11 protein-coding genes are annotated in these 12,127 nt (G+C 48.3%); 3 read left to right on the top strand and 8 right to left on the bottom strand.

Annotated features, from left to right (window positions below):
* Positions 1–30 precede the first annotated feature (30 nt).
* Positions 31–546, top strand: a complete 516-nt coding sequence (locus HPY28_RS23535) for a GNAT family N-acetyltransferase (protein ID WP_017247197.1) — start codon at positions 31–33, stop codon at positions 544–546.
* Positions 547–593: 47 nt separating this feature from the next.
* On the opposite strand, the gene HPY28_RS23530 is transcribed toward HPY28_RS23535, so the two are convergent.
* From HPY28_RS23530 to ytaF, 4 genes are all read right to left on the bottom strand, one after another.
* The gene (locus HPY28_RS23530; protein WP_017247196.1) at positions 594–1,568 is read right to left on the bottom strand and encodes a copper amine oxidase N-terminal domain-containing protein; all 975 of its coding nucleotides are present in this window, start codon (positions 1,566–1,568) and stop codon (positions 594–596) included.
* A gap of 126 nt (positions 1,569–1,694) precedes the next feature.
* Positions 1,695–2,396, bottom strand: a complete 702-nt coding sequence (yunB, locus tag HPY28_RS23525; protein WP_017247195.1) for a sporulation protein YunB — start codon at positions 2,394–2,396, stop codon at positions 1,695–1,697.
* A gap of 30 nt (positions 2,397–2,426) precedes the next feature.
* A complete protein-coding gene (locus HPY28_RS23520) occupies positions 2,427–5,231 on the bottom strand; it encodes a calcium-translocating P-type ATPase, SERCA-type (RefSeq protein ID WP_017247194.1) in 2,805 nt (934 codons plus the stop codon).
* Positions 5,232–5,339: 108 nt separating this feature from the next.
* On the bottom strand, positions 5,340–6,032 hold the full coding sequence (gene ytaF, locus HPY28_RS23515; protein ID WP_017247193.1) for a sporulation membrane protein YtaF: 693 nt from the start codon (positions 6,030–6,032) through the stop codon (positions 5,340–5,342).
* A 166-nt stretch (positions 6,033–6,198) separates the two neighbouring features.
* On the opposite strand from ytaF, the gene HPY28_RS23510 reads away from it, so the two are divergent.
* Positions 6,199–6,789, top strand: coding sequence for a TetR/AcrR family transcriptional regulator (locus HPY28_RS23510; protein ID WP_174231532.1), 591 nt, complete (start codon positions 6,199–6,201; stop codon positions 6,787–6,789).
* A 19-nt stretch (positions 6,790–6,808) separates the two neighbouring features.
* Positions 6,809–7,438, top strand: coding sequence for an HXXEE domain-containing protein (locus tag HPY28_RS23505; RefSeq protein ID WP_174231531.1), 630 nt, complete (start codon positions 6,809–6,811; stop codon positions 7,436–7,438).
* A gap of 59 nt (positions 7,439–7,497) precedes the next feature.
* On the opposite strand, the gene HPY28_RS23500 is transcribed toward HPY28_RS23505, so the two are convergent.
* The 4 genes from HPY28_RS23500 to HPY28_RS23485 form a co-directional block, all read right to left on the bottom strand.
* Positions 7,498–9,162, bottom strand: a complete 1,665-nt coding sequence (locus HPY28_RS23500) for a DUF4179 domain-containing protein (protein ID WP_174231530.1) — start codon at positions 9,160–9,162, stop codon at positions 7,498–7,500.
* Positions 9,143–9,709 carry an RNA polymerase sigma factor gene (locus HPY28_RS23495; protein ID WP_017247189.1) on the bottom strand — a complete coding sequence of 189 codons (567 nt, stop codon included), beginning with the start codon at positions 9,707–9,709 and terminating at the stop codon, positions 9,143–9,145. The genes HPY28_RS23500 and HPY28_RS23495 overlap by 20 nt, the downstream gene beginning before the upstream one ends.
* Before the next feature lie 191 nt (positions 9,710–9,900).
* A complete protein-coding gene (locus HPY28_RS23490; RefSeq protein WP_174231529.1) occupies positions 9,901–11,559 on the bottom strand; it encodes a DUF4179 domain-containing protein in 1,659 nt (552 codons plus the stop codon).
* Positions 11,540–12,106, bottom strand: a complete 567-nt coding sequence (locus HPY28_RS23485; protein ID WP_174231528.1) for an RNA polymerase sigma factor — start codon at positions 12,104–12,106, stop codon at positions 11,540–11,542. The genes HPY28_RS23490 and HPY28_RS23485 overlap by 20 nt, the downstream gene beginning before the upstream one ends.
* Positions 12,107–12,127 lie beyond the last annotated feature (21 nt).

Raw genomic sequence — 12,127 nt, 5'->3', positions numbered from 1 at the left:
ATATAAAATATACTGAAAGGAGCTTTTGACATGCCAAGCACTACTCCCTTCCCAGCCCATAGCGCTCGATTGGTGTTTCAGCCCGTCACGGAACACGATTTCCCCGAGCTGCTGACGGTGTACAATTCAAACCCCGATTATATGGAGTTTGCCTTTGGACAACGGGTCGTCACTTTACAGACAATAGCAGATGACCATCAAGATAATCTGGCGTTTGCGGACTCCTACAGCTTTTCGATAAGAGAAGTCCATGGTACCGAGATCATCGGGATCGCCCAGTTCATTTTGTGTAATCCGCGAGATGGCCACCCTTGGCTAGGTCTCATCATGCTGCACAATGCTTACCAAAACCATGGTTACGCTAAAGAATTCCTGAATACGTTAATCGCCTGGTACCGGGAAAACGGCTACACCTCTCTGCATCTGGCCGTTTTGGAGAAGAATAGCCGGGTCGTACCTTTTTACGAGAGATACGGTTTTGTTGTCTACGAGGAAAGAGAGACGGAAAAACTCGGTCGCGTCATCTGTATGAAATACCCGATCTAGTCATGAACGCAAAAAACGGGATAGCAAATGCCATCCCGTTCTTTCTCTTATTCTACTACGATTTTTTCAGCAGTGCCGATAGGCGGCAGGCTCTTTGTCATCATTGGGCCGTAGAAGGCAACTACTTGCATATCTTCTTTCAGATCTGCAGGCGAGAGTACTTTGTTGTCTCGTGCATTGATGATAACCGTTTTCTCGGTAATGTTCAGGTTGATTTTTTCTTGGGAGGTTTCGGTAATACCGCGACCCTCTACGAGCATTTTGTAGTTGCCATCTTTATCAGCAGAGATGCTCGCTACTTTTCCCGCTGTTGCCAGGATGTCCTGAGTCTCCAGGCCGCCCTTTACCGTGATGCTGAGCACACTCGTTTGTGGCGGCATGCTCATCGCCATGAATTTTTCGGTAGTAGCATCTACAGCCATACCCAGCTTCAAGTCTTCTGGCTTCAGTACTTTACCTGCTTCATCCGTGATTTTCGTATCTTCCGTCAGGTGCAGGATGATGCCAGACTCGTAAATGTTCAGTGTAACCGAGTAGCCTTTGTCGGATTTGCTGATGTTAGTAATGGTACCTGTACGCATAGGAGCGATTTCGTCTTCCACTACAGTTACTGCATCATCGGTTACATTCACTTCTGCTTGTAGGATTTCGTCTACGAATTTAACTGGCACATATGTACTGCCATTCAGTACACGCGGCTCCGCTCCCAATGTTTTGTACATTTTTGCGAAAGGATAGCGATCCTCTCCTTCTTTTGCGTAGCTGGTGATCGCGCCTCTTTGCACTTCTGCTGCTTTTTCCTTGTCGTTCCAGCTTACTTTGAAGCCAAGGGCTTCAGCAACGGGACGAAGTGGAACCAGTACGGTTTGTTGACCTTTATCGAAGATCGCATCTTGTGCGATTGCTTGACCGTTAATGTTAACGGAAAGTTCTTTTACTGGTTCGGAGGTTGCAGATACCACGCTAGTTCCCAAAACGGCCAGTGCCGCGATTGTCATCATGCCTGTACGGATTGTTTTCATGTTGTTTACGCCTCCAATGTTCTTGCTTGTTTTTGTGTGTCTCTATTCATTGGACGGCACCATTTCAGAAACGTTTCAATAAATTTTTCATAGATGTGTAAATCGTTCGCGTATAAGCGAAAAACATCACGGCTGGCTTGGGATTTGGTTGTTTCGTGGCATCGGCACATCGGGCTTGCCTGACGGGTTATCGTACAAATAAGTCGGTACCTTGCCGACGATCAGGGCTTCGGAGACCGGGATTTGTGTGGTGACCGTCTGTTGCTTGGTCGCAAACGGGATTATGACCCGCAAATCGACCTCGACGTGAATGTAGACAGTCACCAGCACCATGTTGATCCCGGCTTGCTTCAGGCCTGTTTCCAGCTTCGTTTTGACGGCTCCAATCGGAACGAACGACACCGGGATATCAGGCCCAAAGTGCTCCAGAAAGACGTTTTTGGTAGCCAAGCCTAGTGGTATGGTTGTGCGGACGTGCTCCTGCTCGAATTCCTTCAAGCGATTTTGAATACGGGCTGTCGTTTCTCCCACAATCCGGGAGTACTCTTTGAAATTAAAATTCACCGCTTTGATGCTGCCATTCTCGTCTTTCTCCATAATGACAACTTCGTTGACGTCGAGACCCTGCTGGGACATGCGTTTGGTGACTGCATCGGTAATAGCGAGCTTGGCGACCTGCTCTGCCTTGGCCTGGGCAATCAACATCAACGTCGGCTCTACCCTGCGTTCCACAACGATAAACAAAACGATCAATACCACCATGATCAGCAGGATCCCAGCGAAAATTTTCCTTCTACGTCTTTTCCATCCTCCCCTTCTCAAGCGCACAATGGCTTCCTCTCCCCTTTGGCGGCTCGGTTAGTCAGGACGAACCGTACGCATAGCTGGGCGTTTCTCTTTGCTTGTGCGCTGTCTGCCGCTGGTAAGCACCCCACCGATTCCCGCGACAAACGTAGGAACTCCCGCCGCGACTAAAATTAATGCCCAATCCCGCAGATTCAGATCCGTTGTTTTGAAGATCGGCTGGAGTGTCTCCATGTATACGACACCGATCACGAGCACGATCGACGAAAGTACGGCCCAGACGAGATATTTGTTTTCAAATACATTGCGGTGAAAAACGCTGTATTGACTCCGGCAATCGAAAACGTGAATCAGCTGCGCCATAACCAACGTGACGAAAGCGACAGTTTGGGCATGCACCAAGTCATTCGGATTCTCTTTGAGAGTCAGCCAGAACGCCAAGAGCGTCATGGCCCCGATGAGGAAGCCACGGCTAATAATTTTCCAGCCCAACCCCCGGCTGAATATGTTCTCTGCCTTGTTGCGCGGCTTCTGATACATCGTATCTTTCTCCGCCTGATCGACGCCCAGCGCCATGGCCGGTAAACCATCTGTCACGAGATTGACCCACAAGATCTGGATCGGAACCAAAGGTAAAGGAAGCCCGAGGAGCATTGCAAAAAACATAACGAGAATTTCGCCTACGTTGGACGCCAGCAAATAACGGATGAATTTTCGAATGTTGTCATAGATGTTACGCCCTTCCTCGACGGCGGCGACAATCGTGGCGAAGTTATCGTCGCGGAGCACGAGGTCGGCCGCTTCCTTCGTCACATCTGTACCGGTAATCCCCATCGCGATCCCAATGTCTGAGGTCTTGATCGCAGGAGCATCATTGACACCATCTCCGGTCATGGCAACAACATGGCCTTGGCTTTGCAGCGCACGGACGATCCGCAGCTTATGCTCAGGGGATACACGGGCATAGACAGTCACTCGCTCCGCATACTCTGCGAGCTGCTCATCTGACATGTTGTCCAGTTCACGTCCCTCCAGCACCTCTCCGTAGCCACGCATCAAGCCAATCTGCCGGGCGATTGCCTCTGCTGTTACCTTGTGGTCGCCTGTAATCATGACCGTCTTGATTCCTGCTTGATGGCACAGATTGATCGCTGGACGCACCTCTTCACGTGGTGGATCGATCATCCCGGCCAATCCGACAAAGACGAGATTGTTTTCCAGGGTGCCGATCGGCTGTCCCGGGCGATAGCCTTGCAGTGTCTTATACGCGAAGCCCAGTACACGCAGCGCTTTGCCTGCCATCCTTTCCGTTTGCTCCAGTACTTGGTGGCGAAGCGTCGCAGAGAGTGGAATGAGCTCTCCCTTCCACAAAACGTGTGTCGATCTCGCCAGCAATGCCTCCGCTGCGCCTTTGGTCAGCAGGGAATACACACCGTCCGTCCCCTTTTCAACGACCGACATCATTTTGCGGTCAGAATCAAAGGGGAGCTCCTCCACACGCTGTCCCTGATTCTTCTGGTTGCTACGCTCTGTATTGCCGCCCAATGCCTTCGCGGAAAGCACCTTGAGAGCACCTTCTGTCGGGTCGCCTACGACTTGCCAAAAGCGTGACGTCTTGCCCATTCCAAGCAAATTGCGCGTGCTTTGCTCCTCGCATGTCAATCGGGCGTTGTTGCATCGGTCTGCGATTCGGATCATTTGCGAGAGCGCTCCGTCACGGGCGGGAGATACCATCTTCCCTAGATAGTGAAAGGCTCCCTCTGGTGCGTAGCCGCTACCGCTCACTTCATACGTGGAATCGCTGTGCCACACTTGCGTAACGGTCATTTTATTTTGAGTCAGGGTGCCTGTTTTATCAGAGCAAATGACAGAGGCGCAGCCCAATGTCTCGACTGATGGGAGCTTGCGTACGATCGCATTGCGCCGGATCATACGCTGGACGCCAAGCGCTAGCGCGACAGTCACAATTGCTGGCAAGCCTTCCGGAATCGCCGCCACTGCGAGACTCACCCCGGCGAGGAACATCGTAAATAGCTCATGACCATGCCAGACACCAGCAGCGATGACCACAATGGTCAACAGCAGTGCAACGACCACGAGAATTTTGCCCATTTGCTCCAATCGTAGCTGCAAAGGGGTTTCTGCTTCTTCCGCTGTATTCATCAAGTGCGCGATTTTCCCAATTTCCGTGCTCATCCCTGTCGCTACAACGAGGCCGCTCCCTGTTCCTCCGGTCACCATCGTGCCCATGAACGCGAGATTTTTTTGGTCGCCAAGCGGTACAGTAGATGCCTGGGCTGTCTCCAGTCTTTTCACGTTTTTACCGACGGGGACAGACTCCCCTGTCAACGCAGACTCCTCCACCTCTAGCCGATTGGCCGAAAGCAAACGCAAATCTGCGGGAACACGATCCCCGGCCTCCAATTGCACCAGATCACCAGGTACCAGCCGCGAAGCCGGTATCATGGAAATATGCCCGCCCCGGATAACGCGCGCCATCGGGGATGCCAGCTCCTTCAGCGCTTGCAAGGATCGCTCAGCCTTGGCCTCCTGAATAAAACCGAGGATACCGTTAATGAGGATGATCGCGATAATCGCAATCGCATCCAGGTACTCTCCGAGGAAGTATGAGATCAGTGTTGCGATGAACAGGATGAGTACCATAAAATCCTTGAACTGATCAACAAAGACCGAGTAGAGAGGCTTTCGCTTTTGTTCAGCCAACTGGTTGGCACCTTGTTTAGCCAGTCGCCGCTCCGCCTCCTGCTGAGTCAACCCTTGCGCAGCATCACTATGAAGGGCTTCGGTCACGTCGGCCGCCGCCAGCGTGTACCATTTTCGAATTGGCTGTGTATCCACCTACATCTCCTCCATCCACATCTCACTCCTTTTCATGTGTATGCAGACGAGCTAGAAAATAAAACAACCCGTCCATTTATCTGGACGGGTTTGTGATTGGTTTGTCGGTTATTTCAAGCTTTTGGCTACACCAATGCAAATCAACAAAATCGGCGGCAGCCAGGTGAGTCGCGTCAACCAGCTGGCTTTTCCTGCGCGCCTGCCGAGGGCAATTCCTACCACAAGAAGCAAGGCACTCATCACCGCGATACAGAGAGCGACGAGCAGTGGCGAGTATCCCAAAAACGTAAGGCTGATGCCTGCCCCGAAAGCATCCAAAGACAGGGCAAGCCCCAACATGACGGCCTCCCAGCCCATAATATGCCCAGAGCGGTCAGCGTCGGCTTTGGAGGGGTCTTTTAAAATCTGAATCATGACACCAAAAATGCGGAACTGCGACAATAATACGATGGGTTCCTGCTCTTCCTGTTTTTCTGCGGCTACAACGGCACCGCTGCTCGCAGCAGTAGACTCCTGAGCCTCTGTCCCCGAACGTGTCGCAATGAGCCGCCACAGTGTAAACAAACCCATGAGGATCAAGACCGCGGCACCAATATACTTGCCGATCTCGGGGGTTAACCATTCGGTGAGGGATGAGCCTACAAGCATGACACCATATACAACAGCAAACGAACAACCGGAAACGACGACGAGCGACAAAAAGGGCATTCTCATGTTCCGTAAACCATACGTCAATCCTACACTGACACTGTCCATGCTGATGGCCAGGGAAACGAGCAGGAGTGCGAGCCATCCGCTCATATGTGGTCACCTCTTTCCCATTGCCTATTAGGTATACGCGAAAAGCTCCGCTGATGTGCCAAGAAATCATTGTCTTCTCAGTTGGAAAGTGATACTATTCAATTAAACAATGTTTAAAACATCGTTTAACACAAACGTTTTGCTTCCAATAAAAAGGAGGTTGGTCATGTCACAGGTAGATAAAAACAGCGAAACGAAAGCGAAAATTTTGCAGTCGACACTGGATTTGATCAAGATGGAGGGCTTAGAGAGTGTGACGGTGCGGAAAATCGCAGCCGACTCTGGTACTAACGTAGCTTTGGTTAACTACTATTTCGGTTCCAAGGATAAGCTCATTAATGAAGCCCTCAGTGCATTTTTAGGAAGCTTTACAGCCACATTTGATATCTTGGAAAACACATCTCTGCTTCCCCAAGAACGACTCAAGCAGTTTTTCATGAGCTACGTGCAGATCATCCAGCAATATCCCGAGCTGGTTTCCCGAATCTTTTCGCTGGGCGGAGCTGTATTTACCTCGCAATATGAGTACGGCCAATTCCTAAAAAGCATCGGGTTTGTGAAGATTGAGGGAGTTTTGAAGGAAATGACCCACGAAGAAAACCACGAAGTTCTCATGATGATGATCATGCAGCTGTTTGGAGCGATTTTTCTGCCAGCCTTGCTCAAGTCGATATTGTCTACTGGCGCTGGCATCGAGGTCGCTTCCGTAGAACAACAGATTGATTTGTTATTCGCACGCTATTTTCATGAAAAATAGGAAATAGGGGGAGAGACAGATGGACTTTTTGCGAAAATATTGGTCTGATCTCGGTCTGTTAGTGGCAATTGGCGTTGGTCTGTATTTGATGATTCAATGGAGCACCATTCCTGCTATTGAGCGGCTGTTGTGGCTAAGCTTCATCGCCATCCTTGTGCATCAGTATGAAGAGTACCGTTGGCCGGGATATTTTGCCGGACTGTTTAATAGTTTGATTTTCAAAAGCAGCCATCCAGAACGATACCCGCTGAATCCACAGTCTGCGATGATCATCAACCTCGTCATTGCCTATATCTTTTATCTAGTTCCCCTCTTCTTCCCGATGGTCGTCTGGCTCGGCTTGGCACCGATTCTCATGGGCTTCTTCCAGTTTATCTGGCATGGCGTTTTTGCGAATTTAAAAGCGAAAACGCTCTACAATCCGGGCTTGTTCGCCGTTATCTTCTTCCACATCCCGATCGGGGTATGGTATATCCGGCATATCATCTCTACTGGCATGGTAACCACGTCAGACTGGGTCATCGGAACGGGCTACTTCATCGTTGCGGTGTACATTCTTATTGTGAAGGGGAATATGTGGCTGAAGGACGAAAATTCGCGTTATACCTTTACTCGTCAGCAGTTGGGGCCTTACGTACACAAATCATAAAAACCAGCTCCTGTGATGAAAAAGAAGAGGCCACTGTCGGCCTCTTCTTTTTCTTTGAACTATTTGATTTCAAAAGGTACTTCCCACTTCACGTCATGTTCCACCATATAGGTAGCGTAGGATACCGTGAGCTTTTTCGGTTCTTGCTTCAAGCGTGGGATGGTGATCTTGCCTTTGATCTGTACCCGTCCGTCCTTGTCTCTGGTGCTTTCCGTACTCACTCCCGCAGAGTAAGCCTTCCCATTTTCATCCTTTACAAACCAATCGTGGTTCTCAACTATGCCTTTTCCTAATGTACCCTCTATGGTCATTACGGCCTCACCTAGATCTTCGCCGTTACCTGGCTCCCATGCAAAAGAAGAGAATGTAAAGGTACTGCCTGTTGTCTCATCCTTGAAAGTCGCAGCTTTCTTGTCTAGTTCTGTTGGAACCAGATCAAATTTAGGCGATGCCAGTTTTTTCTCATAAATCTTCTGAAGCTCAAGCTTTAATTTTTGTTCTCCCTGTATCGGGCCAAATGTATGCCACCAATTCAAGACATCGCCTTCTGGTCCTTCTTCCGCTTCTTCTTCTGTTCTCGGTGTGAAAAGAACATTCTCCTTGTTATCAAGCCCATCATCCAATGATTTCATATCCCAAGCTGCTACCACTTCCCCTTTTTCATTGGTGATTTCGTACATCATATTCTCTCCCGAAAAAGCAGGATCACGCTCTTTTTCTGTGATAATGGAGCCTCGCGGATTTTTCTGATCGTACAGGATCGACGTTCGTTCAACGTCCAAATAAGCTGATTTTGGGAAAGTGGTATCCAGCATGACCCGTGTCGCACTCGGGGAAAATTCGATATTTTTCAGCTCAATCCCGAGCCCTTGCGGCGATTTAAAAACAGTATCCTTGAAGGCAACCGTTTTCGTCGCTTCCTTGGCTTTCTTCATATCGATCGGAATTTCCAATGACCATTTTCCTGTCTTACCTGCGATTTCTGTCTGTTCTAAATGTAAGGTCAGTTTGTCGGGAATAGCCTCAGATGATTCGAAGATTTCATTCAAATATCGCTCTGTGATGAAAAACTCTCCATGACTTCCCCAATTATCTCCTTCATCATCCTCGAACCAATTCTTCCCGTTCTGATCCATCAGCTTCGCATTCAAAATATGGTTTTCTATCTTCTTGCCGCTCTGGTCGTATACATCATAGATGACTGCGATCCTCATCGAGTCAGCCAACAGCTCTTTTAACTCGACAGTAATTCCTTGATCGGTTGCCTTTTGCTCCAGCTTTTGAACAAGACCTTTATGGACGGCGTTTATCATACCGCTATCCGCATCCTTCTCAATCTGGAACAAGCTATTCACATAATTCGCAAATGTCGGTGATACAACGGTTCCTGTTACCACCAATGCCGTAAGTCCTGCTACTACCAATCCCGTCTTCTTCACAATATCCCAACCCCTTTGTCTTCTGGTTCGGGAGGAGCACTTTCTCCTAAAACGTGCAGGAACTGCATCAGACAGCTTATCCATGACCTCATCTGTAAACGTATCGGGTACAGGAGCCTCCAAAACGGTGGAAAAATCCTCATCCTGCATGCCTTCTCCCCATTCTTGCAGGTTCTTCTGGCATTGTGGACAATTTTCCACATGTTGCTCCAATCCTTTGCTCTCGGCAGGGGCAAGCTCATCGTTTACGTATAGCTTCCATTGATTAAACATGAAGCATTTCATAAATAGCTCCCCCTCCCATCGTTTTCGTCAAGCTGTCCTTCATCTTTTTGCGGGCGCGGAATAAACGCATCTGAACGGAGCTCTCCGAGTAGGACAGTCGCTCGCTGATTTCCCGATACGACAGTCGCTGTAGGTAAAACAGGACGAATACCTCCCGATACTCCTCATCCAGCAGCATGATGCTGCGCTCCAGTTCGGCGTCCCGCTCCTTTTTCAACAAAGTCGTCTCAGGCGTGTCTGGGTCAATTAGCTGCTCCTCATCGATTTCTACCTGCTCTGTTCGTTTGCGTTTTCGCATTTCATCGAAACAATGATTGCTCGCAATTCGATACAGCCATGAAGAAAACCTATACTCAGGCCGATAGTCGTGCAAACGATAAAAGGTTTTGATAAACACGTCTTGAGCCAAATCCTGTGCGTCTTGCATGTTGCCGATCATCCTGTACAAATAGCCGACAATCTTGCCCTTGTATCTGTCGACAATTTGTCTGTACTGCTCATGATCGCCAGCCAGGATTTGCTCGATTAGTTCCTGATCGTCCGGCATTTTGCTACTCCTCCATCTATCACAGATCAAGCCAGCGGGGAATGCTGCGCAGCTTCCGTTTTGGTTGAATCATAAGCTAATACGGTATAAATAGGAAAACCTTTCTCTACTTTTAAAAAATTCTAGAATCAGTTATTCAAATAAAAAAAGAAGAGGCCTCTGTCAGCCCTCTTCCCCTGTCTGTCTTTCATCTATTTGATTTCAATCGGTACTTCCCAATTCACGTCGTGTTCCACCGTATATTCAGTAAAAGATACAGAGAGATTTTTCGGTTGTTGCTCCATGCGCGGAATCTCCAACGTGCCTTTAAAGTGTACGCGTCCGTCTTTGTCTCTATTGTATTCTGCATCCAAGTCCGCTTGGTAGGAGCTCCCATGTTCATCCTTTGCAGACCAAAAGTTGGTTTCGACTACGTCTTTTCCTAACGTACCCTCTACTGTCACCACAGCTTTACCTGGTTCCACGTCTTTACCGGGCTCCCATGCAAAAGAAGAAAACGTAAAGGTACTGCCTGACTCATCCTTGAATGTGGCTGCTTTCTTGTTTCGTTCTGTTGGAACCAGATCGAATTTAGACGAAGCCAGTTTTTGCTCGTATATTTTTTTGAGCTGAAGCTTTAATTTTTGTTCACCCTGTATCGGGGCAAATGTATGCCACCACTTCATAACATCGCCTTCTTCTTTGCCGAAAGTTCCAGATACCGGAAGTATATTTTTTACTTCCCTAAGTCCTTCATTCAATAAGTTCATATCCCAAGCTGCTACAACCTCACCTTTTTCGTTGGTAACTTCGTACGCAATACCCTCTCCCGAAAAAGCAGGTTCACGTCTTTTTTGCGTGGTATTAATGCCTTTCGAATGATCCTTATCGTATTGAATCACTGTCCGTTGACTCTCTACATAAGCTGATTCTGGGATGGTTGTATCTAGCATGACCCGCGTAGCACTTGGGGAAAATTCGACTTTTTTCATTTCAATATTGAGTCCCAGTGGTGATCGAAATACGGTATCCTTGAAAGCAACTGTTTTGGTCGCTTCCTTGGCTTTCTTCATATCAATGGGAATTTCCAATGCCCATTTTCCTGGTTTTTCTGCGAGCTCTACCTGTTTTAATTGTAAAGTCAGTTGGTCCGGAGTAGCCTCAACAGATTCAAAAATATTGTTCAAAAGAAGCTCTGTGATGAAAAACTGTCCATGCTTACTTTCTCGATCCCTCTTTCCGACCTTTTCCAACCAATCCTTTCCGGTTGAATCAATCAATTGAACCTCCATAATATGGTCTTCTTCATCAATCTGTTTGCCGGACTGGTCGTACACATCATAGATGACCGCAATCCGCATCGAGTCAGCCATCAGCTCTTTTGCTTCGAAAGTAATTCCTTGATCCGTTACCTTTTGCTCCAGCTTTTGGACAAGGCCTTTATGGACGGCATTTTTCATGCCACTATCCGCATCCTTTTCAATCTGGAACAAGCTATTCACATAATTCGCAAACGTCGGTGATACAACGGTTCCTGTCACTACTAACGCCGTAAGTCCTGCTACTACCAATCCTGTCTTCTTCACAATATCCCAGCCCCTTTGTCTTCTGGTTCGGGAGGAGTGCTTCCGTGCCGTACGTGTGGGAATCGCTTCGAACAGTTTACTCATGACCTCGTTCGTAAACGTATCGGGTACAGGAACTTCCGGATAGGTGGAAAATTCCTCTTCCAGCATGTGATCTACCCACTCTTGCAGCTTTCTTTGGCATTGTGGGCATTGTTCTGCGTGCTGCTCTAATCCTTTGCTTTCGGAAGGGGAGAGCTCGCCATTTTCATAGAGCTTCCATTGATTAAACATGAAGCATGTCATAAACATCTCCCCCTCCCATTGTTTTCGTCAGGCTTTTCTTCAGCTCTTTACGGGCACGGAACAAGCGCATTTGAACAGCGCTCTCCGTAAGAGACAATCGCTTGCTGATTTCCCGATACGACAGACGCTGTAAGTAGTGCAGGACAAATACCTCGCGATACTCCTCATCCAGTTGCATGATACTTCGTTCCAGATGGGCGTCCCGTTCCTTTTTTAACAGGGCGGTCTCTGGTGTCTCTGGATCAATGATCTGTTCCTCCACGATTGCCGTCTGCTCTGTCCTTTTGCGTCTTCTCATTTCATCGAGACAGTGATTGCTCGCGATTCGATACAGCCATGAAGAAAACTTGTGCTCAGGCCGATAGTCTTTCAATTGGTAAAAGGTTTTGGTAAACACGTCTTGAGCCAAATCCTGTGCATCCGGCATGTTACCGATCATTTTGTACAAGTAAGTAACGATCTTACCCTTGTACCTGTCGATAATCTGACTGTACAACTGATGATGGCCAGCCTGGATTTGCTCGATCAATTCCCGATCGTCCGGCATTTTTACTACTCCTCCATCTAT

The organism is Brevibacillus sp. HB1.2 (genome assembly GCF_013332495.1).
GTDB lineage: Bacteria > Bacillota > Bacilli > Brevibacillales > Brevibacillaceae > Brevibacillus > Brevibacillus porteri.
Note: the sequence above shows the minus strand (reverse complement) of the source record. Positions and strands in the feature narration are given on the sequence as shown.